At 45.7% G+C, this 25185-nt stretch carries 19 protein-coding genes, 1 riboswitch and 1 other annotated feature; of the genes, 13 read left to right on the top strand and 6 right to left on the bottom strand.

Annotated features, from left to right (window positions below; translation table 11 throughout):
• Positions 1-38: 38 nt before the first annotated feature.
• Positions 39-446 (bottom strand): VOC family protein, encoded by a 408-nt coding sequence (locus QNI08_RS19250; protein ID WP_285768999.1) that lies wholly within the window; start codon positions 444-446, stop codon positions 39-41.
• Between the two features lie 198 nt (positions 447-644).
• On the opposite strand from QNI08_RS19250, the gene QNI08_RS19255 reads away from it, so the two are divergent.
• Positions 645-2012: an MATE family efflux transporter gene (locus QNI08_RS19255; protein ID WP_285769000.1), complete on the top strand. Its 1368-nt coding sequence runs from the start codon at positions 645-647 to the stop codon at positions 2010-2012.
• A gap of 132 nt (positions 2013-2144) precedes the next feature.
• A complete protein-coding gene (locus QNI08_RS19260) occupies positions 2145-3833 on the top strand; it encodes a methyl-accepting chemotaxis protein (protein WP_285769001.1) in 1689 nt (562 codons plus the stop codon).
• A 60-nt stretch (positions 3834-3893) separates the two neighbouring features.
• Here QNI08_RS19260 and wecB read toward each other — a convergent pair whose 3' ends face one another.
• Entirely contained in the window at positions 3894-5030 is a 1137-nt protein-coding gene (gene wecB, locus QNI08_RS19265) for a non-hydrolyzing UDP-N-acetylglucosamine 2-epimerase (RefSeq protein WP_285769002.1), read from the bottom strand.
• A gap of 200 nt (positions 5031-5230) precedes the next feature.
• Between wecB and QNI08_RS19270 the strand changes: the two genes are divergently transcribed.
• Genes QNI08_RS19270 through QNI08_RS19280 form a run of 3 tightly spaced genes read left to right on the top strand, consistent with a single transcriptional unit; the run spans position 5231 to position 9120 of the window.
• Entirely contained in the window at positions 5231-6430 is a 1200-nt protein-coding gene (locus tag QNI08_RS19270) for a glycosyltransferase family 4 protein (protein WP_285769072.1), read from the top strand.
• 29 nt (positions 6431-6459) lie between these two features.
• Complete coding sequence (locus tag QNI08_RS19275) at positions 6460-7776, top strand: glycosyltransferase (protein WP_285769003.1); 1317 nt, start codon at positions 6460-6462, stop codon at positions 7774-7776.
• A gap of 42 nt (positions 7777-7818) precedes the next feature.
• A complete protein-coding gene (locus QNI08_RS19280) occupies positions 7819-9120 on the top strand; it encodes a nucleotide sugar dehydrogenase (protein WP_285769004.1) in 1302 nt (433 codons plus the stop codon).
• A 157-nt stretch (positions 9121-9277) separates the two neighbouring features.
• Here QNI08_RS19280 and pckA read toward each other — a convergent pair whose 3' ends face one another.
• The gene (gene pckA / locus QNI08_RS19285; protein WP_285769005.1) at positions 9278-10864 is read right to left on the bottom strand and encodes a phosphoenolpyruvate carboxykinase (ATP); all 1587 of its coding nucleotides are present in this window, start codon (positions 10862-10864) and stop codon (positions 9278-9280) included.
• Between the two features lie 348 nt (positions 10865-11212).
• A riboswitch (SAM riboswitch) is annotated at positions 11213-11375 on the top strand.
• A 163-nt stretch (positions 11376-11538) separates the two neighbouring features.
• Between pckA and metK the strand changes: the two genes are divergently transcribed.
• Positions 11539-12732 (top strand): methionine adenosyltransferase, encoded by a 1194-nt coding sequence (metK, locus tag QNI08_RS19290; protein WP_285769006.1) that lies wholly within the window; start codon positions 11539-11541, stop codon positions 12730-12732.
• Between the two features lie 146 nt (positions 12733-12878).
• Here the strand turns inward: metK and QNI08_RS19295 are convergent, their stop codons facing one another.
• On the bottom strand, positions 12879-13397 hold the full coding sequence (locus tag QNI08_RS19295) for a gamma carbonic anhydrase (RefSeq protein ID WP_285769073.1): 519 nt from the start codon (positions 13395-13397) through the stop codon (positions 12879-12881).
• Between the two features lie 206 nt (positions 13398-13603).
• On the opposite strand from QNI08_RS19295, the gene QNI08_RS19300 reads away from it, so the two are divergent.
• Entirely contained in the window at positions 13604-14407 is an 804-nt protein-coding gene (locus QNI08_RS19300; protein ID WP_285769007.1) for an alpha/beta hydrolase, read from the top strand.
• A 92-nt stretch (positions 14408-14499) separates the two neighbouring features.
• Here the strand turns inward: QNI08_RS19300 and mnmM are convergent, their stop codons facing one another.
• Complete coding sequence (gene mnmM, locus QNI08_RS19305; RefSeq protein ID WP_285769008.1) at positions 14500-15072, bottom strand: tRNA 5-(aminomethyl)-2-thiouridylate-methyltransferase MnmM; 573 nt, start codon at positions 15070-15072, stop codon at positions 14500-14502.
• Positions 15069-16031 (bottom strand): tRNA modification radical SAM protein MnmL/YtqA, encoded by a 963-nt coding sequence (gene mnmL, locus QNI08_RS19310; RefSeq protein WP_285769009.1) that lies wholly within the window; start codon positions 16029-16031, stop codon positions 15069-15071. Before mnmL ends, mnmM begins: the two co-directional genes overlap by 4 nt.
• A gap of 170 nt (positions 16032-16201) precedes the next feature.
• On the opposite strand from mnmL, the gene QNI08_RS19315 reads away from it, so the two are divergent.
• The 6 genes from QNI08_RS19315 to QNI08_RS19340 all read left to right on the top strand — a co-directional run bounded on the left by QNI08_RS19315 (position 16202) and on the right by QNI08_RS19340 (position 25166).
• Positions 16202-16708 (top strand): SMI1/KNR4 family protein, encoded by a 507-nt coding sequence (locus QNI08_RS19315; RefSeq protein WP_285769010.1) that lies wholly within the window; start codon positions 16202-16204, stop codon positions 16706-16708.
• 91 nt (positions 16709-16799) lie between these two features.
• Positions 16800-17063, top strand: a complete 264-nt coding sequence (locus tag QNI08_RS19320; RefSeq protein WP_285769011.1) for a DUF2524 family protein — start codon at positions 16800-16802, stop codon at positions 17061-17063.
• 153 nt (positions 17064-17216) lie between these two features.
• Positions 17217-17449, top strand: a binding site (T-box leader).
• A gap of 54 nt (positions 17450-17503) precedes the next feature.
• The gene (gene leuS, locus QNI08_RS19325; RefSeq protein WP_285769012.1) at positions 17504-19918 is read left to right on the top strand and encodes a leucine--tRNA ligase; all 2415 of its coding nucleotides are present in this window, start codon (positions 17504-17506) and stop codon (positions 19916-19918) included.
• Between the two features lie 296 nt (positions 19919-20214).
• Entirely contained in the window at positions 20215-23379 is a 3165-nt protein-coding gene (locus QNI08_RS19330) for an Ig-like domain-containing protein (RefSeq protein WP_285769013.1), read from the top strand.
• Between the two features lie 305 nt (positions 23380-23684).
• Positions 23685-24170 carry a DUF2712 domain-containing protein gene (locus QNI08_RS19335; RefSeq protein WP_285769014.1) on the top strand — a complete coding sequence of 162 codons (486 nt, stop codon included), beginning with the start codon at positions 23685-23687 and terminating at the stop codon, positions 24168-24170.
• A 510-nt stretch (positions 24171-24680) separates the two neighbouring features.
• Positions 24681-25166 carry a DUF2712 domain-containing protein gene (locus QNI08_RS19340; protein ID WP_285769015.1) on the top strand — a complete coding sequence of 162 codons (486 nt, stop codon included), beginning with the start codon at positions 24681-24683 and terminating at the stop codon, positions 25164-25166.
• The last annotated feature ends 19 nt before the right edge of the window (positions 25167-25185 follow it).

Raw genomic sequence — 25185 nt, forward strand, 5'->3', positions numbered from 1 at the left:
TGAAGATGCAAGTTGGATCCTCGGCCATTTTTTTGTGATCACCTTGTGAAATTCAAATCCCATTGGACGCCGAATTGGTCCCTGACCCTTCCATACTTTGCTCCCCAAAAGGTATCTTGCAGTTCCATTAAGGATGAACCTTTTGCACAAAAGGAATCATATAAACGTTGGATTTCCGGTTCGCTCTCGCATTCCAGGACGAACGATACATGATTGCCGACTTCAAAAGCGTTCCCGGGAAACGTGTCCGATATCATGATCAAAAAATCGCCTTTTTTAATTTTTGCATGCAATACAAGATCGTTCGCTTCTTCAGGTGTCGGAAAATCAGCTTCTCCGTATGTTTGCAGCTCGGTGATTTCCGCTTGAAATATTTCTTCATAAAAGGATAATGCCTCTTTTGCCTGTCCATTGAAGGTTAAATAGGGCGTTGCCGGATGCTTCATTTGAATCCTCCTTTTTCTGCTTATGAGGACCTTTTCGACAGGACTGGCACATCCTCCTTCATTTCTGGAAATAAGATGTACCAGATTTTTTTTGATTTCACTTGCCTGACGAACGTTCGTTAAGTTATGATGGTTTTATCAGAAATTGTAACAAATTGTTCTGTAATGGAGTAAGGTCAAACGGCAGGAGAGGATATCATGTCATTAAGGGAACAGCAACAACAAAATCTATTGGAGCTGGAATCGACAGGAAGGGTCTTTTTGCGTTATTTGATTCCTTCGATGATCGGAATGGTGTTGATGGCCTTGAACTTTGTCGTCGATGGAGTGATGGTCGGCAATAAGCTTGGATCTGTTGCCCTGGCAGGCGTCAATATTGCCGGTCCCATCTATACGATCTTTGTAGCGATGTCCATATGGATCGGGGTAGGCGGGGCAACGCTTTATTCGCAAAGCATGGGTGCAAGGGATTTTGACCGGGCCCGCTTCATCTTCACTCATTCAATCATTTTGATCACGATATTCATCGTAATCATAGGTGTGGCTGCCTATGCTTTCCATAATCAGCTTGTATATGCATTAGGGGCCAATGAGGCTACGGCTCCTTTTGCAACGGACTACATGAATGTATTCTTGATGCTTGGTTTTGTTTTCACGCTGGAGAATACATTAAGCATATTCGTCAGGAACAATGGCAATCCGAATTTGGCCATGGTCTCGCTGATCGTTACGGCCGTTTCGAATTTTGTCTTGAACTTCATCATCCTTTATGTTCTTGAGTTAGGCGTGCGGGAAACCGCCTATGGAACGATCATGGCAGCCGCGCTGGGGATCCTGGTGCTCAGCATTCACTTTTTCTCGAAGAAGAACACCCTTCGTCTCATTAAGGTGAGGTTTGAAAAGCGGCTTTTCATGATGACGATGATGATCGGTTTTCCGAGCTTCTTAGCGGAAATCGGGGTATCGGTGTTTACGATTGCCCATAATAATGCATTCTCCCGCCTTGCGGGCACCGACGGGTTAGCTGCCTTTTCCATCGTGAATTATGCCCATAGTGTCATGCTCCTGATGTTTCTTGGCATTGGCGCGGCCGTTCAGCCGCTGATAAGCTATTATCATGGCGCACAGGATGAAAAGCGGAAGCGCGAAACGGTTCGCATCGCCATATTGACCGCAATGGGAGCTGGAATGGCGATTACGCTCCTGGGCCAGATTGCGGCTCCGTTCATCGTCGATTTATTTGGCGATTTTTCAAATGAGGTTAAGGAGCTTGCGACAATCGGAATCAGGATTTTCTTTAGCGGCTACATCCTGATGGGAGTCAACTTCGTCATGATGACCTATTTCCAATCGATTGGGCAAGTGAAGATGGCCGCTTGGATTACGGTTGGGCGTGAATTCATCTTCATGCTGATTTTCTTGCTAACATTGCCGTTACTATTTGGTGCGAATGCAGCATGGCTGGCCATTCCATTATCCGAGCTGGTCATACTCCTGACGATCCTGCTTTATTGGAAACGAGAAGATTCGATGCTTGGAAGGAAGAAGCATTCAATCGAGCGTTGACCGGAAAGATCACCATCTGGTGATCTTTTTTTCAGTCATGTGTATTTAGTGCTGGAAAAAAAGTACTAGTTGACCGATATCATCCATATAGATTGAAAATTTTAAATTTTGAACATATGGGGGTTGCATATCTTGAAATTATCCGTATCAAAAAAATTATGGGCCAGCTTTTTGTCCATCCTTTTTTTCCTGGTGGCCATAGGTGTTCTGTATCTATGGATCATCATCGATTTGAATGGCAAGTATACGTTTTTATTGGACGATCGCGTGAAAAAGATCAGTCTTGTCGAGGAGATGATCAACAAGCAGCAGGCCATCTCTAATGATGTGCGCGGATATATCATCTATAGGGATTCCACTTATCTGGAAAATCGGGAAGGAGCCCAGGATGAGTTCGAGAAGGCATACAGCACGCTTGAGAAGAGCCTGACATCCGAGGAAGATCGGGAATTGCTGGATGTGATTCACCGCACGCAGCTTGAATATATGGAAATGGCTGAAGAAATAACCATGAGCATGCAGCAGGGTAATAGTAAGAAGGCGATGGAGATCGCTGATGCTGCGATTGAATTGGATAAAGCGATCATGGATAATGCCGGGAAGCTTGATGATAAACAGAAGGCATATATGCAGGAGACAAGGAAGGAATTGAATGAAAAGGTAGGGGATATGAAGGCGTTCATCGTTTTGTTGATAATCGGCGGGTTCATTCTGAGCATGATATTACCCATCATCCTCAGTCGAAGCATATCACATCCTGTCCGCAAGCTGACGGAAGCGCTGGGCGAAGTTGCGGCCGGCAATTTACATATTGAAGAAATCCGGATCCGGAACAAAGATGAAATCGGCGAAATGGCCGCTGCCTTCCATTCAATGGTTGGGGGACTTAAATCGATAGTCCTGAATATGAGGGATTCCGCGTCACAGCTCGCCGTTCAAGCTGAACAGATGTCGGCAAGTTCGGAAGAAAGCCTGGCGTCATCAGAGATGGTATCGGCCACTGCGGAGGAAAATAGGAGGGGCACGTCCCAGCAGGTCGATATTGTGGAAAGATCGGTCGATTCGATGATTGAAATGGCTGCTGCCATCAAACGGATTGCCGTGAGCCATGTCGAAATGCTTCATTCAGCAGAGTCCGTCAATGGACTGGTTCAACAAGGGGCAGAGGGCATGAATGATGTGACAGCTCAAATGAAAGAGATTCATACTACGATTCGCGAGTCAGCAGATATCATGGAAATCATGTCGAAGCACTCCAATGAAATTCAACGGGTGACAACATTCATTACCGATATTTCCGAACAAACGAATTTATTGGCATTAAATGCTGCGATTGAAGCGGCGCGGGCTGGCGAGCATGGCAAAGGGTTCGCGGTGGTGGCGGATGAAGTCCGGAAGCTTGCCGAGCAATCGAAAGTATCTGCCGCGGAAATCGAGAAAATGGTGCGGTTCATCCAGGAAGCTACCGGAAAAGGAGTCGCGTCGATCAAAACCGGAAGCAGTAAGGCGGAAGAAGGACTGGCCGCTTCGGCAAGCTCGCTTCAAGTGTTCAATGAAATCAAATCGGCAGTTGGAGAGGTGAGCGAGCAAATTGCTTCAGCCTCCTCGGCTGTTGACGAGCTGCAAGTGATGACCGGAGATGTTACGGCAGGCGCGCATTCGATCAAGGAAATCGCGATCATTTCCGCAGAAAGGGCAAATGATACAAGTGCGGCAACCGAGGAACAGCACACCGCCACTGAGCAGATCTCCGAAGGCGCCCAAGCGCTGGCCACCTTGGCTGAGAGCTTGAAAAAGGAAGTGAGTCAGTTCAAATTTTAACACGATGGAAAAAAGCCTGACCGCCCATGCGAGGCGGCAGGCTTTTTTTGTATGGGTGGTTCAAGACAGGAGGGCAGATCTCATTTTGCAATGCTTGAGGAGAATTTCGACAATTCGCCTCGATGCGCATCCGTCTCCATAAGGGTTGGAAGCTGTCGCCATTTTGCGATAGGCTTCTCCGTTCGTCAGCAGATTATTGGTTGCCTGGTATATGCGATCCTCTTCAATCCCGGCCAATAAAAGTGTGCCGGCCATGATTCCTTCCGGCCGTTCCGTCGTATCCCGTAACACGACAACCGGGACGCCGAGTGAAGGGGCTTCCTCCTGCACCCCCCCGGAATCTGTCAGGATCAGATGAGATCGCGCCGCAAAGTTATGGAAGTCGATCACCTCCAGGGGCTCGATCATATGTAACCTTTTTGTTTCTTGGAAAATATCACGGGCGATCTCTCGGACGACCGGATTTTTATGAATCGGGAAAACAACCTGGATGTCTCCATGCTCATCGAGAAGCCGCTTCACGGAGCGGAATATCCCCTGCATCGGCTTTCCGATGTTTTCCCGCCGGTGCACGGTCATCAATAGCATTCTATCGCCATTCAAGCCGGAAAGGATCGGGTGCATATAATCCTTCTGTATCGTCGTTTTCAAGGCATCTATCACCGTATTACCAGTGATGTGGATGCTGTCATTCCGTTTATTCTCCATCAGCAGGTTTTCGGCAGCCTGCTTGGTCGGGGCGAAATGAATGTCAGCCAGTACGCCGGTCAATTGCCGATTCATCTCCTCAGGAAACGGTGAAAGCTTGTTCCACGTGCGGAGTCCTGCTTCAACGTGTCCAATCTGGATCTTATTATAGTAAGCAGCCAAGCTGGCAATGAACGTGGTCGTCGTATCCCCATGGACGAGGACGATATCCGGTTGTAAATGTTTCATGAGCGAACTCAGTCCCTCGATGCCCCTGGTTGTAATATCCTCTAATGTCTGCCTGTCCCTCATCATATCCAAATCGTGATCGGGCTTTATTCGAAAACATTGAAGCACTTGATCGAGCATTTCCCGATGCTGGGCGGTGACCACCACGATGGTTTCTATTTCCGTGTGATGTTTTTTTAGTTCCAAAACGACTGGTGCCATTTTAATGGCCTCGGGCCTTGTGCCAAAGACCGTCATGACCTTCAAACGTTGTTTAGGCATGCTCCATTCCTCCTCCTGCTTTTCTGTCTTCCCCATTATAACGAGAGATTGATAGGCAAAAGGAAAACGAAACGATAATTAACGAAATGTTTACAATATTCATGAGGACTTTATATTTCCTTAACCTTCCATTAATAACGCCCCCTTACAATATAAAGCAGGAAGCATGACTGACCCAAGAATAGAGGTGATAGGTGAATATGAAAAGCGTCCTGATGATCGTGCAAAACTTTTATCCGGAAATCGGAAGTGCGGGAAATCGCATGAAAAATGTCTATCTCCAACTGAAAAGAAGCGGATATGAAGTAACGGTCATCACGTTGAAACCGAGTTATCCTGATCAAAGCTTGTATCAAGACAACAAGTTTTGGGATGAGAAAAACATTGAGGAAGATGTCATCAGGATAAAACCAAACAAAGTGAAGCGGTATACAAGCAATATGGGAAGGCGCTTGCTGCATTATTTTGAAGCGATGTGGCTTTTCATTTATACAATCATCCGTCTCAAAAAAACATATGATTATGTATTTGTCACGACGCCGCCGATTTTCCCGACAATAGCCGCCTTGATTGCCAAGAGAAAAATGAAGGCGAAGCTCATTACCGATGTCAGGGACTTATGGCCGGAATCCTTGATAGGCGTGGGGGTTTTCGCTAATAAGTGGATCCTGAAGTCCGCATTCATGCTGGAGCGGCAGCTGTATCGGCATTCAGATCATATCATCATCAATAGTCCTGGGTTCAGGGATTATATTCACGCCAAGGGAGTTAAGGAGGAAACGATTCAATTCATCCCCAATTCGCTTACTGGAGATGAGCTGGCGGTAAAGAATGTCTTTACGCCCATTTCCGAATCGAAAATCAAGGTCGTTTATTCCGGGAATATTGGACTGGCCCAAGACCTTAAAAAACTGATAAACATCGCCGAAGCCTTAAGGGAACATACACAAATCGAGTTCACGATAATCGGCTACGGCTATCGGACGGCTGAAGTCGAGAAGGAAATCAGTGCCAAGGGATTGGCGAATATAAAAGTCATTAATGCGATGAATCGGAGGGTGACGCTCCATGAGGTTTCATCCGCCCATATTGCTTATGTAAGCCTGGTCGAAAAAGAGGTGTTCAATAAGGTGCTGCCAGGAAAGATCATCGACTATATGTGTGTCGGTAAGCCAATCGTCGGTGATGTGGCCGGAAGGGCCAAGCAGGTGATCTCTGAAGCGAAGTGCGGGCTTGTCGCCGATAGCCGGAATGTGGATGAAATCAGCCGCCACATTTTGACCATGGCCAGGAATCAGGCGCTGCGTGAAGAGCTTGGGGAAAACGGTTATGTTTATGCGAAACAGCATTTTCAATGGTCCAAAAATATTAAAGGCCTCATCAATGTCTTGGAGGCGTAGGGGAAAATTATCCAGAAGTGGAGGACAACATGACGAAGAACGTATGTATGTTTGTGTGGAATCACTTTACGAACGATGCGAGGGTTCTAAGAGAATGTACAGCACTTACAGAAGCGGGATATGAGGTGGATTTGTTTGCCATTCACAACTGGAAGATCAAGGATTTGCCCAAAAAGGAGAAGCACCAAAATGGCTTCACCGTCACAAGGGTCAATAACCGTTGGGAAGCGCTTCATAAAATTCTTAGAATCGCAGGCAAATTGACGAAAAAAAAGTTTGAAATCACCGTATTGACCTTATTGGTTTGGAACACGCTGTTGAACTTGGGATTGATCACGAGTAGGGCAGGTTCGGCGGTCTTTGCCGGCTTCCTTGCAATCCTGGCCATCGGCATCCTGATCATCACCAAGACGAAGCTGCCCACCTTATTGACAAGAAGCTATATTTTTATGCAAATGATCTATCATGGAAGGAAAAAGAAATATGATTTTTACCATTCGAATGACTTGAATACGCTCATGCAGGGAGCGATCAGCAGTAAATGGCTGAGAAGGAAAAAGCTGATTTATGATTCGCATGAAGTTCAAACGAGCAGAACAGGATATAATAGCTCAATTTACGGAAGGATGGAAAAATTCCTCTTGCTGTTTGTTGATGAGATGATTGCCGAAAACCACACGAGAGCTAAATATAACGAAGACTTATATGGCCTCTACCCAAAGGTTGTCCATAATTATCCGGTTCCGACTACACCGGAGGAAAGCACGTCAGTGAATTTGCATGAGCTGCTCGATTTGCCGCCCGATGAACGGATTTTGTTGTATCAAGGCGGCGTCCAGATGGGCAGGGGCCTGGAGCAATTGGTCGATGCCGTACCGCTGATCGACTCAGGAACGGTGGTTTTTATAGGGGATGGGAAAATCAAGGCCTCCTTAATGAAAAAAGTAAAGGAAATGGATTTGGAGCATCGGGTGAAGTTCTTGCCCAAGGTGCCGGTTGACGAATTGCTTCACTATACCAAAAATGCCTATTTAGGTTTTCAAGTATTGAATAATGTTTGCTTCAATCACTATTCCGCTTCTTCCAATAAATTATTTGAATATATGATGAGCGGTGTGCCGGTCGTTGCCTGCAGCTTTCCTGAAATCCAGAAAGTGGTCGATACGGAGCGAATTGGTGTTTGTGTCGATTCGCATGATCCGAAAGCCATTGCAAAAGGAGTCAATTACTTGCTGAAGCATCCTGAAAAAAGGGCGGAAATGAGCCGGAACTGCTTGATGGCCCGCCAGAAATACAATTGGAAGCAGGAGAAGGAAATCTTTATCGAGATCTATCAAACTGCCTGACATAGCGCGTGTAGCAGATAATGATGAATAGGAGTGGTTTATATGAAAATATGTACATTGGGACTTGGTTATATTGGACTTCCAACTTCTTTAATGTTTGCGAAACATGGTGTCGACGTCGTCGGAGTGGATATCCATCCACATATCATTTCCAATCTGAATTCGGGCAAGCTCCATATCGAGGAACCTGGGCTGGAGGATGTTTTGCATGAAGTGCTGGCCTCCCAAAAGTTCCATGCCGCATTAAGACCGGAATATGCAGATGTTTTCATTATTGCTGTGCCTACACCAAATAAAACCGACATGCACAAATCCTGTGATTTGACATATGTCACGGAGGCTGTCGCAAGCATTCTCCCTTTCATCAAAAAGGGAAATGTCATCATCATCGAATCGACGATCGCTCCTAGGAGCATGGATGATCATATCAAACCGATGATGGAAATGACGGGCCTTACGATCGGAAAGGACATGTTCCTTGTTCATTGTCCGGAACGTGTCTTGCCTGGCAGGATTTTGGAAGAGCTGGTTCATAATAACCGCATCGTCGGCGGAATTACGGAAACATGCTCCTATAAAGGAAGCCTGGTCTATCAAACCTTCGTCAAAGGGGAGATCATTCAGACGGATGCGAAGACGGCGGAAATGTCCAAGCTGATGGAAAATACCTTCCGGGATGTGAATATCGCGCTTGCAAATGAGCTGACGAAGGTTTGCTTCGAGCTGGACATCAACGTATTGGATGTCATATCGATGGCCAATAAGCACCCGCGTGTCAACATTCACCAGCCAGGACCCGGAGTCGGCGGCCATTGCTTAGCGGTCGATCCCTATTTCGTTGTCGCAAAAGCCCCGGAGTTTGCGAGAATAATTAAGCTCGCCCGTGACACCAATGTATCGATGCCCTATTACATTGTCAATTGCGTAAGGATGATGCTTGAGGGGATCGAGCGGCCAAAGGTAGCGGTCTTCGGTCTTTCGTATAAAGGGAATGTCGATGATATCCGGGAAAGTCCGGCCATCGATGTGGTCAATATTTTGATGGGGATGGAACATATGGAAGTGGCCCTGCATGATCCGCATGTCCAGTCTGGCATGCTGCCAATCGTCTCAGTGGAAGATGCCGTCAACGACGCCGACCTGATTCTTGTCTTGACTGACCACGACGAATTCAAGCTGATGGATTACGATGAGCTGGCCAATCGGATGGCCAATAAAATGATCCTTGATACACGCAATTGTATTGATGCATCGAAGACGGAGGTCTCAATCGCCAATTTGGGCAACATCTATCAATATAAAAAGCTGTCTCGCGAAAAAGCCAGGAATAAAGCGATCAGCTAAAATTAATAGATGAAAAAGGGTGCTGACGTGATGGTCAGTGCCTTTTTTTATCTGGATGAATGGGCTTGGATGATGTATCAAGCGCTCGCTTTCCCGGTTTAAATGTAGACGGAACAAAGGACCAAGCAAGTGCTTGGTCCTTTTGTGTATGGTTTTATTAAGCGATCGGTCCGCCAAGGTCTTCGATTTCATTTGGAACGCTTCCGAACTTCTTGAAGTTTGCCCGGAATTGCGCGGCAAGGGCTGTCGCAGATTGCTTATAAGCAGCAGGATCTGCCCAAGTCTTGATTGGCTGAAGCACTTCGTCCGGAACGCCAGGGACATGAAGCGGAATGTTCAAGCCGAAGATTTCATCCTTGACCGTTTCAATGTTAGCCAATTCCCCTTCAAGTGCCGCCTGTACCATGGCGCGAGTGTAAGCAAGCTTCATGCGGCTTCCAGTTCCATATGCTCCGCCTGTCCATCCCGTATTGACAAGATATACTTTTGCATTGTGCTCGTCGATTTTATCACCAAGCATTTCTGCATAGCGTGTGGCAGGAAGCGGCAGGAATGGCGAACCGAAGCAAGTGGAGAACGTCGCTTCCGGAGAAGTTACCCCTCTTTCCGTTCCAGCTAGCTTACTTGTATAGCCGCTTAAGAAGTGGAACATCGCTTGTTCCTTGGAAAGCTTGCTGATCGGAGGCAGTACGCCTGATGCGTCAGCTGTCAGGAAAATGATTGTATTCGGATGTCCGGCGATGCTTGGGCTCACGATGTTATCGATTGCCTGCATTTGATAGGCGGCACGGGTATTTTCCGTCAATGAACTATCATCATAATCCGCTTCACGTGTATCCGGGTCCACAACTACATTTTCCAAAACGGCTCCAAAACGGATGGCATCGAAGATTTGCGGTTCTTTTTCACGTGAAAGGTTAATCGTTTTCGCATAGCATCCGCCTTCGATGTTGAAAACACCGTTAGAAGCCCAGCCGTGCTCATCATCACCGATCAGCTTGCGGTTCGTGTCTGCAGATAAAGTCGTTTTACCTGTTCCGGACAGCCCGAAGAATAAAGCGACGTCCCCTTCACGGCCTACGTTCGCAGAGCAATGCATTGGAAGGATTCCAGCCTCTGGAAGAAGGTAGTTCATGATCGAGAAGATCGATTTTTTCATTTCACCTGCATACTCCGTTCCGCCGATCAGGATGGTACGGCGTTCAAAGGAAACGATGATGAACGTTTCGGACTTCGTTCCGTCAACCGCTGGATCTGCTTTGAAGTTGGGTGCCGAAAGAATCGTGAATTCTGCTTCATGGCCTCTTAGTTCCTCTTCGTTTGGACGGATGAATAAAGTATGAGCGAAAAGATTATGCCAGGCATATTCATTAACGACGCGGATTGGAAGGCGTGACGATTCTTCTGCGCCAGCGAAACCCTTGAAGACGAAAATCTCTTCTTTTGCTTTTAAGTGGTCAATTACTTTATTATATAGCTTATTGAACACAGTCTCGGAAATTGGCTGGTTCACAGGTCCCCAATCGACTTTATCTTTAACCGATGCTTCCTCGACGATATACTTATCTTTAGGTGAGCGGCCCGTATATTTGCCTGTTTCAGCCTTTACTGCGCCAGTTGATGTTAAAACCCCTTCATTCCTGCTTAATACCTTTTCGACCAATTTAGGAACTGAAAGCTGAGTTTGCACGTTGTTTCCCGTTAATAACTGGTGTAACTCATTAGAAACGTCTACAGAATTCATATATGAGATACCTTCCTTTGTTTAAGTTTTATATTACGATTAGTATAACACATTTATTTAAATAGTCTATACTATTTCGGGTGATTTGTGATAATTTTCAACTGGTTGCCTTCATCATTTTATATGGGCTGGAACCATGCCGGGATTTTTGCATATGCTTTAATGAAAGTCGATATCCCCTTTATTTAATAGGAAGTGATTCATATGGTCAGGCGACTGAAAAATCCTTTAATGACGGGGAAGCGCTGTTTATTGTGCCCAATTTGGCCGGTGAAGAGTAAATGTTCTCGATAGAAAAGCATTGACAAATTCCGACCAAATGCGATATTATTTTAAATTGTACGGATTCTCTTATCCCGAGTTGGTGGAGGGACAGGCCCTTTGAAACCCAGCAACCTGCCATATTGAACTTGACCAAAAGAGCAATCGCCGAAAATAAAGCGGTGTTCTTCAAGGAAAAGTGGTGATGGTGCTAACCTGAGCAAGGTAAAAAACCCTTGAACGATAAGAGTGAAAGGATAGAAGACAGAATGTTAAACCTTTCCTCATTTGCCAGGGAAGGTTTTTATGTTTTTTAATTATTTCTGTGTCTATAGTTGAAGCTAATAAGGGAAAACGAGTTCCGTAAAAAATCAGGCTTATGCCTACCACATACTAACTTCCAAGGAGGAAATATGATGTCAAAGAAACGTCTATTTACTTCTGAATCTGTTACAGAGGGCCATCCGGACAAGATTTGTGATCAGATTTCAGATTCCATTTTAGATGCTATCCTTGCTAAGGATGCAAATGCACGTGTTGCGTGTGAAACAAGTGTAACGACAGGTCTTGTACTTGTTGCTGGTGAAATTACAACGTCCGCTTACGTGGATATTCCGCGTATCGTCCGTGATACGGTTGCAGGGATCGGCTACACTCGCGCTAAATACGGGTTCGATGCTGAAACGTGTGCTGTATTGAGCTCGATCGATGAGCAGTCTGCCGATATCGCAGCTGGTGTCGATAAAGCGTTGGAAGCACGTGAAGGTAACATGTCTGATGAAGAAATCGATGCAATCGGTGCAGGGGACCAAGGTTTGATGTTCGGATTCGCCTGCAATGAAACCGAAGAGCTTATGCCGCTTCCGATTTCATTGGCACATAAGCTTTCATTCCGCTTGACTCAAGTGCGTAAAGATGAAACGCTTGCTTACTTGCGCCCAGATGGAAAAACTCAGGTGACAGTGGAATATGATGAAAATAACCAGCCTGTACGTGTGGATACGATCGTCATTTCTACACAGCATGATGCTGAAGTCACCCTTGAGCAAATTCAAGCCGACTTAAAAGAGCATGTGATCAAAGCGGTGGTTCCTGCTGAGTTGATCGATGCAGACACGAAGTACTTCATCAACCCGACTGGCCGTTTCGTAATTGGCGGACCTCAAGGGGATGCAGGTCTTACTGGACGTAAAATCATCGTTGATACGTACGGCGGATACGCTCGTCACGGCGGCGGTGCATTCTCCGGTAAGGATGCTACGAAAGTTGACCGTTCTGCGGCATACGCTGCTCGCTATGTGGCGAAAAACATCGTGGCTGCTGGCCTAGCTGATAAAGCCGAAGTTCAATTGGCTTACGCCATCGGTGTTGCAAAGCCTGTATCGATCTCGATTGATACATTCGGAACTGGCACAGTCAGCGAAGACGTCCTTGTTGACCTGGTTCGCGCCAACTTCGACCTTCGCCCGGCAGGGATCATCAAAATGCTTGATCTTCGCCGCCCGATCTACAAGCAGACAGCTGCATACGGACACTTCGGCCGTACAGATGTCGATCTTCCATGGGAACGCACGGATAAAGCAGAAACATTGAAAGCACAAGCGTGATTTGGATAGAAAAGGTGCGCCGCTAATTGCGGCGCACCTTTTTTTTAGGATTAATTTTGTTTGCGGAGGGAATAATTCAATAAACCCGGTAAGTGTGTACCATCTGAAATTGAGCTCGTACTAACAGGCTTGGCCAAGCCTTTGATTCATTTTATGCGCTCTGCCGTTTTGTAGTATTGTCCTTTTTCGGCATATTCGCGTACGATTCGTTCCATGTCCTTACGATCTTCATCGTTGATCTCGCGGATTACTTTCGCTGGGCGTCCGAATGCCAGCATATTCGGCGGGATTACTTTTCCTTGGGGGACGAGGCTGCCGGCACCGATAAAAGCTCCTTCGCCGATTTCAGCTTCATCTAGCACGATCGAGCCCATTCCGATCAATGCTCCTTTGCGGATTTTACAGCTATGTAAAATGACGCTATGGCCAATGGTTACTTCATCTTCCATGATCAATGGATGATTCGGGCTTTGGTGGAGGACACTATTATCTTGGATGCTGACTTTTTTTCCGATGATGGTTGGGGCCACATCGCCGCGGATGACAGTATTGAACCAGATGGACGATTCGCTGCCGATTATCACATCGCCTGTCACGACTGCATTCTCCGCAATATAAGCGCTTTCGGCAATTTCCGGTTCCTTGCCTTTGAACGGATAAATAATCATTTTCAATCATTTCCTTTCCGAAGTGAAGGTTTTTATGTATTATTTTAATATACCGTATGCACATACACTTGGCTATTGATAATACGAAGTACGACTTGTTGGTTTTCTTTTTTGTCGAAGACCGCGAATATGGTTATAATTTATATATATTTTAACTATCATGGATCATATACAACAAGCGAAAAGTGAAAGGGGGATTTCGAATGTGGAAATGGGAGACGGAAGGGGACGCAAAGGGCGTCATTGTCATCATTCACGGGGCCATGGAGCATCACGGCCGTTACAAATGGGTTACACAAATGTGGCTTTCCGCCGGATACCATGTCGTCATGGGCGACCTTCCTGGACAGGGCATGACCACTCGTGCTTACCGGGGACATATCGATTCCTTTGATGAATATTTAGATGAAGTGAAAAGCTGGATAGAGGAAGCCTACGAATACTCGCTTCCGGTCTTTTTGCTTGGACATAGCATGGGCGGGCTGATTTCGATACGGCTCCTTCAAGAAGAAGAATGGGACATTGCAGGTGTGATTTTATCATCACCTTGTTTAGGGCTCATGACCAAGCCCCCGAAATTCCTGGCAACGATCTCGCACGGCTTGAACCTCGTGATGCCGCAATTCAGGGTCGATTCGGGTTTATCTCCTGAAATGGCAACAAGAAGTTCGGAAGTCCGTGAATGCGATCGGAATGATACATTATACATCACAAAGGTCTCCGTTCGCTGGTACCGTGAGCTTTCCCAGGCCATGAAGGATGCTTTTGAGGAAATCCCTGAATTTCAGGATGTACCGCTGCTGGTCATGCAGGGGGGCGATGATCGGATCGTGAACAAGAAGGCGGTTCGGGAATGGTTTAATTATAACCTGGCGAGTGAGAAGCAATATAAGGAATGGCCCAAGCTCTATCATGAAATCTTTAACGAGCCGGAACGTGATGATGTATTTCAATATGCGCTGAGCTTTGTGGAGAATCGCCTGAAAATATTGGGGTATGTCGTTTGACCCCTAGCATGTAAAAAGCTGCCGAAGTGAGCTGATCGGCAGCTTTTATTTGTTTGAAAATGGCTATAACCCGTCCGCACCGACCGTCAGGATCACCTTTTTTCGATCGCGACGATGAAGGGGGGATGATTGGCTTGGTTGATGAAGCCGTACTTCAGGATATGAGCCTTTTCCTGAGGAAAGCTTTGCACATAATCCATCAGTGCGTCGCGTTCCTGAGATCCGCCTGGATGGCCATGGTAGATGACGAGAATGATGATGCCCTCAGGAGCGAGATGATTGAACAGCTGTTCAATGGCGGTTTTGGTCGTTTCGGCTTGGGTGATGATCGATTTATCCCCGCCAGGGAGGTAGCCCAGATTGAAAATGGCCCCGGTGATTTTTCCAGCATGTTCTGGCTTGATATAGGTACTCAGCAGTTCGTGGCCAGCGTGAATGAGTGTACATTGCTTGATCAGACCTTCGTTCACCAGCTTGGCCCTTGTGTTTTCGAGGGCTTCCTTTTGGATATCGAAGCTATAGACTTGTCCGTTTTCCCCGGTAAGATTGGCAAGGAAGGCTGTATCGAAGCCGTTCCCCATCGTGCCATCAACGGCGATATCTCCGGGGTGCACCGCTTTTTCCAGCAAAAGTCTTGCGAAAGGCAAGATGCGGTCAAGCTTCATTTGTTCGTCCCCCTTATCAGATGTTTTTTCCCTTGCCAGCTGTCCCGGCGTTTCAATTCGGCATCGATGGCATTGAGGACATCCCATTTATTGACGCTCCACATCGGACCGATCATCAAATCGATCGGACCGTCACCGGTAATGCGATGAACGATCATTTCTTTCGGGATGACTTCCAGCTGGTCACATACGAGGCTGACATATTCATCACGGTCAAGGAATTCGACCATGCCTTTTTCATATTGCTTGACCATCGGCGTCCCCTTCAAAAGATGGAGCAAATGGATTTTTATGCCCTGCACATCGAGCTTGGCGACCTCCCGTGCCGTTTCCATCATCATCTCGTAATCCTCTTGAGGAAGGCCGTTGATGATATGGGAGCATACGCGGATGCCATGCTTACGCAGCTTGTCGACACCTTCTTTGTAGCAATCGAAGTCATGGGCGCGGTTGATCATCGCCGCGGTCTTTTCATGAACCGTCTGCAGGCCGAGCTCCACCCATAGGTACGTGCGCTCGTTCAATTCTGCCAAATACTCGACCACATCATCCGGCAGGCAGTCCGGGCGTGTCGCTATCGAGAGCCCGACCACACCTTCCTGGGTCAATACTTGCTCATATTTTTCACGAAGGACCCCCACGGGTGCGTGCGTATTCGTGAACGCTTGGAAATAGGCCATATACTTGCCGTCCTTCCATTTATGGTGCATCCGTTCGCTGATTTTTTTGAATTGGACGTCGAGCGGCTCGACGCGGCTTCCGGCAAAGTCACCCGAGCCTGCAGCACTGCAGAAGGTACAGCCTCCATGTGCGACTGTTCCGTCCCGGTTCGGGCAATCAAAGCCGCCATCCAGGGCAACCTTGAAAACCTTATGTCCGAAATGGTTCCTCAAGTGGTAATTCCATGTATGATATCGTTTATGATCCGTTGCATATATAAACGGGTTTGCTTGATTCAAATCAGCAACCTCCTTGGTATAAATAAAGCGCACGATATATTATACAACATTCTGGCAGCTAGGTCTTTTTTTCGAAAATAAGCGTATACTGTATACTTGAGGGCTGAACATATGGCTGCTACTTCCACAATAGCTAGTGAAAGACTATATCCAATCGGGAGCTGATGGACATGACCGGTCAAGTTGAAGAAGCGATCAATCTTATGAAAAAGCGATTAGCCCAAAAGGATCTGTCAATCGAAATGAAGGGAGAAGGGATCATTTACCAATCGACCTGTACCTTCAATTCACCTGCTTCAGATGAGGAAATCCAGTCATTTGAAAAGAAAACCGGATTGCATCTGCCCGGGGATTATAAGGAATTTTTAAAAATAACCAATGGCTGCCGTCTGTTCGAATCACGAAAATCAGGCGGGGAAAATGATTTATATAGCCTTGAGGATATTATTAATTACACATATGAAGTGCCATATGAAGGATGCTTCAAGGTAGCCTGCATATATCAAGATAATATCGTCATCAATGGGGGCGCCATCGCCATGGGCGATAAGGAGTATATCATGGTCAAAGGCCATCTCGATGATTTCGAAGAAGGCAGAAAACTGCACATGAGCTTTGCCGAATGGATCGAACGTTTCCTATCCGATCAAGGTGAGAAGTTTTGGGATAAGCGCTGATCAAAAAAAATGATAATCCTCTCGTTATTTGCCCAAACTAATCAAGATGATTAGAAATCATCCAAATGATACGCGAAGGAGAGGGTTTGAAATGGCAACCAGACAATCCGTCGATCATTTTTTAGAGCAATGTGAAGGGGCTCTCCATTTTGCAGAGTATGAATTTAATGAGGCCTCACGGCAAGAACATTATGATGATGAACAATTTCAAAATTCGCAAAGGTATATAGAAGAGGCTTTGACGGATATGGAACGATTGTATGCCAGTTCGAATGACCAGCAACGGGAAATGCTTTCGCGGATGAAGCAGCAGATGAACGAATTGAGGAATGAAATGATTCTACTGCGACATTAAAGGGAAGCAAGGGAGCTATGCGAGCATAGCTCTCTTTTTGCACGATTTTGCTTTGATTCGCATATATAATGAAAAACCTGGCGATAATGTTTGTGTACGGCTATTGCAATTATCAATGAAATTGACTAGAATTAAATAAAATCCAATATTCTCATAAAGACTATGATGAGGAACAGTAGCGATTTTATTCCAGTATAGAGAGTTGACGGGTGGTGCAAGTCAACCTGGGATGTTCGTGAACTCGCCTTGGAGTTTCAGGTGTGAAGGGTAAAAGTAATGCCTGACGAACGAATCCGCGTTACGGATGATTCAAGCTGGGCGGATTTTAGCTATCGCCAATGTGGGTGGTACCGCGGGAAGATATACATAATCCTCTCGTCCCTATTTTGGGATGAGGGGTTTTTTATTGTTTTTCATACGGAAATTAGGAGGAAAATCAAATGAGTTTTGACCATAGAAGCATAGAGACGAAATGGCAGCAGTACTGGGAGGGCAACAAGACATTCAAGACGGGTGAAGAAAGCGGCAAGCGCAAGTTCTACGCACTTGATATGTTCCCATATCCTTCGGGGGCAGGCCTTCATGTAGGACACCCGGAAGGCTACACGGCAAGCGATATTTTGGCCAGGATGAAGCGCGCTCAAGGGTATAATGTGTTGCATCCGATTGGCTGGGATGCCTTCGGACTTCCGGCAGAGCAATATGCGATCGATACGGGAAATGACCCAGCGGTATTCACGGAGCACAACATCAACACGTTCCGCCGCCAAATCAAGGCGCTTGGTTTTTCTTATGACTGGGATCGTGAAATCAATACGACGGATCCGGATTATTATAAATGGACGCAATGGATCTTCTTGAAATTATATGAAAAAGGCCTCGCTTATATTGACGAAGTGGCGGTTAACTGGTGTCCTGCACTTGGAACGGTCTTGGCGAACGAAGAAGTCATCGATGGAAAAAGTGAGCGGGGCGGCCATCCGGTCGAGCGCCGTCCGATGAAGCAATGGATGCTTCGCATCACAGCCTATGCAGACCGTTTAATCGATGACTTGAATGATGTGGATTGGCCGGAAAACATCAAGGATATGCAGCGTAACTGGATTGGCCGTTCCGAGGGTGCGGAGGTTACCTTCCATATCGATGGTCACCAAGATACGTTCACGGTGTTCACGACCCGTCCGGATACATTATTCGGGGCAACATATGCCGTATTGGCTCCTGAACATCCCTTTGTCGGGAAAATTACGACGGCTGAGCAAAAAGGTGCAGTGGAAGCTTATTTGGATGAAGTCAAGCATAAAAGCGATTTGGAACGTACGGACTTGGCTAAAGATAAAACAGGCGTTTTCACGGGTGCTTATGCGATTAATCCGGTAAACGGCGAAAAAATGCCGATCTGGATTGCCGACTACGTGCTGATCAGCTACGGAACCGGAGCGATCATGGCGGTTCCTGCCCATGATGAACGTGATTATGAGTTTGCTGTCAAGTTTGATTTACCGATCAAGGAAGTCGTCGCTGGCGGGGATGTCACGAGTGAAGCCTATACAGGCGATGGCCTTCATGTCAATTCGGATTTCCTTGATGGAATGAATAAAGAAGAGGGCATTTCAGCCATGATCAAATGGCTGGAAGAAAAAGAAATCGGTACGAAGAAAATAACCTACCGCCTTCGCGATTGGTTATTCAGCCGTCAGCGTTACTGGGGTGAACCGATTCCGATCATCCATTGGGAAGATGGGACGATGTCTGCATTGAAGGAAGAGGAACTTCCGTTGATCTTACCGAAAACGACAGACATCAAGCCTTCGGGCACTGGCGAATCTCCACTTGCGAACATTGCGGAATGGGTGAACGTAACGGATGGAAACGGACGGAAAGGCCGCCGCGAGACAAACACGATGCCGCAATGGGCAGGCAGCAGCTGGTACTTCCTTCGCTATATCGACCCGGACAACAAGGAAGCTTTGGCAGATCCTGAAAAATTGAAAGAATGGATGCCGGTCGACATTTATATTGGCGGTGCCGAGCATGCGGTGCTTCACTTGCTCTACGCGCGCTTCTGGCATAAATTCTTGTACGATATCGGCGTCGTGCCAACGAAGGAGCCGTTCCAAAACCTATTCAACCAAGGAATGATTCTTGGCGAGAATAATGAAAAAATGAGTAAATCAAAAGGAAACGTCGTGAATCCTGATGATATCGTGGAAAGCCATGGTGCCGACACACTTCGCATGTACGAAATGTTCATGGGTCCATTGGATGCCTCGATTGCCTGGTCGACAAACGGACTGGATGGTTCGCGCAGGTTCCTCGACCGTATCTGGCGTTTATTGGTCAACGAGGACGGAACGTTAACGGATAAGCTGACCGAGACGGATGACACGGGCAAGCTTGAGAAGGTCTATCATCAAACGGCTAAAAAAGTGACTGAGAACTACGAGGAATTGAAATTCAATACGGCGATTTCACAATTGATGGTATTCATCAATGACGCGTATAAAGCGGATTCGCTTCCTAACGTATATGTTGAGGGCTTCGTCAAACTGCTTGCACCGGTTGCACCGCATATTGCCGAAGAGCTTTGGTCCAAACTAGGGCACACCGAGAGCATCACATACGGAACATGGCCGGCCTTCGATGAAGCGAAGCTAGTGGATAACGAAGTCGAAATCGTCATCCAAATCAACGGAAAAGTCAAAACGAAATTAATGGTGCCAACTGACACCACGAAAGAAAAACTGGAAGAAATCGCGATGGGCGATGACTCCATCAAGGAACAAATCGATGGGAAAACGATTCGCAAAGTCATTGCCGTACCTGGCAAATTGGTTAATATCGTCGCAAATTAAAGGGATCGAAGGAAAGCTGCTCCGCATGAGTTCATGCTGGGGCAGCTTTTTTTGAGTGGACGAAGCAGGACTTAAGTCTTATTTGATGGCGCCTGTTTTCATATAAAATCATCAGAAGTTCTCCAATGGTTTCCAATTATCTCGCTTGCTTGGTACATGGGAATCATTTTTCGGTCTGATGCTCACTTATATCAACATTTTCCAAAGAAAAGGGAAAAAATTGGTTGATTAAATCTGTTAGTGTGATAATTTGGTATAGTACTATATTTTTTTAACCAGATATTGGAGGTAAAAGCGTGAAACTTAGCCATGTTAGTAGATTGACAGCGTTTGTACTTATTTTTGCCTTGATTTTCAGTTTGATGGTTCCGCAAAATTCACATGCTGCAACTGCATCCATTGAAAATGTCAAAACGATTAAAAATGGAGATACATTGGACGGGAAGTTCGATAAACCTGATGTTCAATGGTATCAAATCAACCCGACAGCAGAAGAAATTCAAAAGTTTTCCCATGTTGAGTTCGAGGTCAGCTCGGATAAAATCCTGAATATTTCCGTCTATCAAAATAAGGAAAAAGCAGAAAAGGATGAGAGCGATTATTGGTATTCTTCTTATCCCGATGAAAAGGCCGTCATTGATTTCCCCTATGCTTGGGAAGGAACGTATTATGTGAAAGTTGAATACTTCGGCGAAACGGATGATGAAGGAAAGCCCATCCCCGATGCCAAAAACGAAGCTGAATACTCCATCAATGCCCATTCGGTGACATTGCCGCCATCCGCTGGCGATGAAGGGATGGGACTTGAAGAATGTCCGGTCGAAGTGAGTGCGAACGACAAGAAAACGGGCGAAGCCTTGTTGAAAACGCTCCGCGTATTCAGGGATGAGGTTCTCACGAAATCGTCTGAAGGACGCAGCCTTTCTTCTTTATACTATAAGGCATCACCTTTCCTTGCTTACCATCTGGCCAGCAATAAAAAAGCCAGGGAAGCCGTTTATGATCATTTAGTGGAAATCAAGCCGCTAATCGAAGATCTGAATGAAAACGGAGCAAGCAGCACCGCAGTCATCAGTAACAAACAGCAAGATGCAATCAAAGCATTATTCACCAAATCGGAAGACGTCGCCCCAGCTTTATTGAAGAAAGATATGAATGGCTTTGCAAGCAAGGTCAATCTGGATAAGCTTGCAGGTGAGAAGGTCGTCGATATCGCAAGCAAAGCGGGAATCGAGCTTCCTGCTTCAAAAAATACAAAAAACAAATACATCGTCAAACTTAAACCTGGGAAGTCATTAAGCTCCTTCCAATCCAAGGTTAGCGGAAATGGATATGGAAAATTGTCGACACCCGAGAAGCAAGAGCCGATGTTTGATGATATGTATGTTGTCGAATTAACGAACCAAGCTAAAATGAGCGCGTCAGCTCTATCAACCATCGGTAAATATTCAGAAGTGGAATTTATCGAACCAGTCAAAACGTATAAAGCCCTATCAGCCGACATCCAGTCACCGTATCAATGGTCGTTGAATAATGCCGGTGGAGATGAAGGGGTCAAGGGCGCAGATATCGATAATGAAAAACTGCAAGCCTTGATTAAAAAACGTAATTTAAAGGAAACATTAGTGGCGGTCGTCGACACGGGTGTCGATGATTCACTGGCCGATTTGCAAGATCGTGTCCGCATGGACTTAGGCAAGAATTTCATCGATAAAAAAGGCAATGCCATCGATGACAATGGCCATGGAACACATGTATCCGGCATCATCGCTGCCAAAGCGGATAACGGATATTCGATGCAAGGAATCAATCCATTAGCAAAAATCCTGCCTGTTAAGGTCCTTGATTCTTCAGGCTATGGAGATAACGAGAAAATTGCACTGGGCATCAAATATGCCGTCGATAAGGGTGCCAAGGTAATAAATCTTAGCTTGGGCGGAGAATACAGCAGGACGATCGAATATGCCTTGAAGGATGCGGCCGCAAAAAATGTAATGGTTATCGTGGCGAGCGGTAACGATGGGATGGAAGCTCTATCTTATCCGGCATCATCCAAATATGCGATTTCCGTCGGTGCAACCAATGCCCTGGATTTAGTATCCGATTATTCCAATTATGGATTCCAATTGGACATGGTCGCTCCTGGGACAGCCATTCCGAGCCTTGTCCCTAATGGAAACGTTACGTATATGGATGGTACGTCGATGGCAGCTCCGCATGTTGCGGCAGCTACAGCGCTGTTATTATCCGCAAACCCTGGATTGAAGGTGAATGAAGTAAGGCAAATCCTTCATGATACCTCCGAATATGTGAAATTCGAAGAAGAAGATAATGTAGATCCTTATGAGGACTATGAACCGGAGGATGGAGAAATCATCCTTCCTCAAGAGGAGCTGCCTGTCGGTAAAGATTTAGTATCAGGATACGGAAGATTGAATGCGTACAGTGCACTAAGTGCTGTGGATTTACAAGCAAAGGTCAACCCTGTATTCGATAATAAATCAACCCTGACTGGAACGGCTAAAAAAGGTTCGGCAATTGAAGTGAAGAACGGAAGTAAATCGCTAGGTAAAGCAACGGCGGCAGCTAACGGAACGTACGCAATCAAGATTCCGGCTCAAAAAGCGGAGCAGATGCTGACTGTGAATATCTCTGATTCTGCCAAACTGGCAACTTCTTCAATCAAAGTATTCGTGAACAAGGGTACAGCCCCTGCTAAGCCAACTGTTAAACCTGTCAGCGACAAAGATGTGTATGTTACGGGACAATCGCAAGCCGAGGTGAAAATCACGGTCAAAAACAGTGCCAAAAAAGTGATTGGCTCAGCAAACACGGACAGCAAAGGGAATTTCAGCGTGAAAATCAGCAAACAAAAGGCTGGCTCCAAGCTTTCCGTCACGGCAACGGATTTGGCAAAACGGGAAAGCAAGGCAGCAACGGTGACGGTTCTCGATAAAACCGCCCCGGATGCACCGAAAGTGAATGAAGTAAGCGACATCACCACCAAAGTAACCGGTAAAGCGGAAGCGGGTTCAACAATTATCGTGAAACATAGCAATAAAAACATCGGCACGGCAACCGCTGATAAAAAGGGCAACTACTCCGCCAAAATCAGCAAGCAAAAAGCAGGATCCGTGCTATATGTCTCAGCAAAAGACAAAGCGGGCAATACTGGAAAAGCAACAAAAGCAACCGTGAAAGATAAAACCGCACCATCCGCCCCGAAAGTGAATGAAGTGAACGACAAAGCAACAAAAGTAACGGGTAAAGCGGAAGCGGGTTCAACAATTACCGTGAAACACAGCAATAAAAACATCGGCACGGCAACCGCTGATAAAAAGGGCAACTACTCCGCCAAAATCAGCAAGCAAAAAGCAGGATCCGTGTTATATGTCTCAGCAAAAGACAAAGCGGGCAATACGGGAAAAGCAACAAAAGCAACCGTGAAAAAATCCAAATAGTAATAACCGAAGGCCGTTTAACGTATATGTTAAACGGCCTTTTTTTGTTATGGAAAAAAAGTGTGCTATGAGAATGGATTGGAAGAAGCGTAATCAAGCATGATTCCATGAAGCATTTCAAATATGGTATTTCCCATTTTATTATTGGAACTTCACCTCCTCCTTTTATCCAGTATGATGAATCTTTACCGGAAAAAGGAGATAAGCGAAAGAACATGTATGGAAAAACCATCAAAAAATTGTTGCAGTGACTACAATGGCAGGCGCCAAGAAAATGCACTTATTTCATACCAGGAGGAAAAAACATGAAAAAAGGAAGAGTAATAGCAGTAGGGACCATTTTAGCTTGCTCGATTGGGTTAGGAACACTATCAGTTGAGGCTGGCAATGAAAATTCTGGATATACCTTTAAGATAAAAAAAAATCAAGGCAACGAATCTAGAAGTACAAAGTATCGTCAAACGACTAATGAACGGAATACATGGAAGGTGAGAATGTATAAATCAGGTGAAGGGACGAATACGTATACGACGTATTGGCTCGAGAAAAGCGATGGCACGAACGTATCTCCTGCAGTGGATGTGAAGGCTGGCAATAAAGATTCAAAAAGTGGGCGGAATTACTATATTAAAGGAAACTGGGGTGCGAATGCCGCTAATGTAAGGTTAACGGCAGAAAATAATAATGTAAGTTCGAGCACCTTTTCCGTATCTGGATACTGGGATGAGGAAACAGGGAGAATGTTACCTGGACAGTATAAAACATATTACACCACGGAATACAATAAATAATCAGGTGAATCCACCTTGGATGACCGTTATTTCAAGGTGGCTTTATAAAGGGAGACAAAATGAATAGTAATCTGGTTTTTTGCCGATTTTTCTATTGATTCTGTTCGCCGACGGCTATATTCAAGACTATAAAACAGGCTACTAAAATGGAATCGCTAATTGAGTTTTAGTATTCGTATCAGAACGCCCCCTCTCCCCTTTTAACATCGTCGCAAAAGTGATAGATGTCTCCTCATTTATATATCTCCCAGCCAACTAAAGCATACGGTACCGCCGCATCACACCTTCAAACGGGCGGTACATGGGGTCAGTAAGAAAGCATTTTTCCATGCAGTGTTCCAAATAAGGGATGTCTCGTTTTAATATTGGAACTTCATTTCCTCCCTTTTCCAGTATGATGAATCTGTACCAGATAAAAGGAGATGAGCGAAAGAACATTCATTACAATGTCAAGTGCCAAAGAAAAGGAGAAAACGAAATCATTTTTACCAAATATCAGGAGGAAATAACATGAAAAAAGTAAGGATAATAGCATTAGGGACCATTTTAGCTTGCTCGATTGGATTAGGAACGCTTTCGGTTGAAGCTGGGAATGAGAATATGGATTATTCATTTACAATTTTGAAGGACCAAAAAAATTCGTACACAGGTACAAAGTATCGTCAAACGACTAATGAACGGAATACATGGAAGGTGAGAATGTATAAATCAGGTGAAGGGACGAATACGTATACGACGTATTGGCTCGAGAAAAGCAATGGTACGAACGTATCTCCTGCAGTGGATGTGAAGGCTGGAAATAAAGATTCTAAAAGTGGGCGGAATTACTATATTAAAGGAGATTGGGGTGCGAATGCCGCTAATGTAAGACTAACGGCAGAAAATAATACTGCAAGTTCTAGCACCTTTTCCGTATCAGGATATTGGGATGAGGAAACAGGGAGAATATTACCTGGACAGTATAAGACTTTTTACACCACGGAATATAATAAATAATCAGGTAAAGCCACCTTGG

This window comes from Peribacillus folii (assembly GCF_030271255.1).
In the GTDB taxonomy this organism is placed as follows: Bacteria; Bacillota; Bacilli; order Bacillales; family DSM-1321; genus Peribacillus.

Bases quoted from the DNA above. Each gene is read 5' to 3' on its own strand.
- metK (WP_285769006.1), top strand. From the start codon at position 11,539: ATGATGTCAAAGAAACGTCTATTTACTTCTGAATCTGTTACAGAGGGC.
- leuS (WP_285769012.1), top strand. From the start codon at position 17,504: ATGAGTTTTGACCATAGAAGCATAGAGACGAAATGGCAGCAGTACTGG.
- QNI08_RS19275 (WP_285769003.1), top strand. From the start codon at position 6,460: ATGACGAAGAACGTATGTATGTTTGTGTGGAATCACTTTACGAACGAT.
- QNI08_RS19255 (WP_285769000.1), top strand. From the start codon at position 645: ATGTCATTAAGGGAACAGCAACAACAAAATCTATTGGAGCTGGAATCG.
- wecB (WP_285769002.1), bottom strand. From the start codon at position 5,030: ATGCCTAAACAACGTTTGAAGGTCATGACGGTCTTTGGCACAAGGCCC.
- mnmM (WP_285769008.1), bottom strand. From the start codon at position 15,072: ATGAAGCTTGACCGCATCTTGCCTTTCGCAAGACTTTTGCTGGAAAAA.
- QNI08_RS19340 (WP_285769015.1), top strand. From the start codon at position 24,681: ATGAAAAAAGTAAGGATAATAGCATTAGGGACCATTTTAGCTTGCTCG.
- QNI08_RS19300 (WP_285769007.1), top strand. From the start codon at position 13,604: ATGTGGAAATGGGAGACGGAAGGGGACGCAAAGGGCGTCATTGTCATC.
- QNI08_RS19280 (WP_285769004.1), top strand. From the start codon at position 7,819: ATGAAAATATGTACATTGGGACTTGGTTATATTGGACTTCCAACTTCT.
- QNI08_RS19320 (WP_285769011.1), top strand. From the start codon at position 16,800: ATGGCAACCAGACAATCCGTCGATCATTTTTTAGAGCAATGTGAAGGG.
- QNI08_RS19315 (WP_285769010.1), top strand. From the start codon at position 16,202: ATGACCGGTCAAGTTGAAGAAGCGATCAATCTTATGAAAAAGCGATTA.
- QNI08_RS19250 (WP_285768999.1), bottom strand. From the start codon at position 446: ATGAAGCATCCGGCAACGCCCTATTTAACCTTCAATGGACAGGCAAAA.
- QNI08_RS19335 (WP_285769014.1), top strand. From the start codon at position 23,685: ATGAAAAAAGGAAGAGTAATAGCAGTAGGGACCATTTTAGCTTGCTCG.
- QNI08_RS19270 (WP_285769072.1), top strand. From the start codon at position 5,231: ATGAAAAGCGTCCTGATGATCGTGCAAAACTTTTATCCGGAAATCGGA.
- pckA (WP_285769005.1), bottom strand. From the start codon at position 10,864: ATGAATTCTGTAGACGTTTCTAATGAGTTACACCAGTTATTAACGGGA.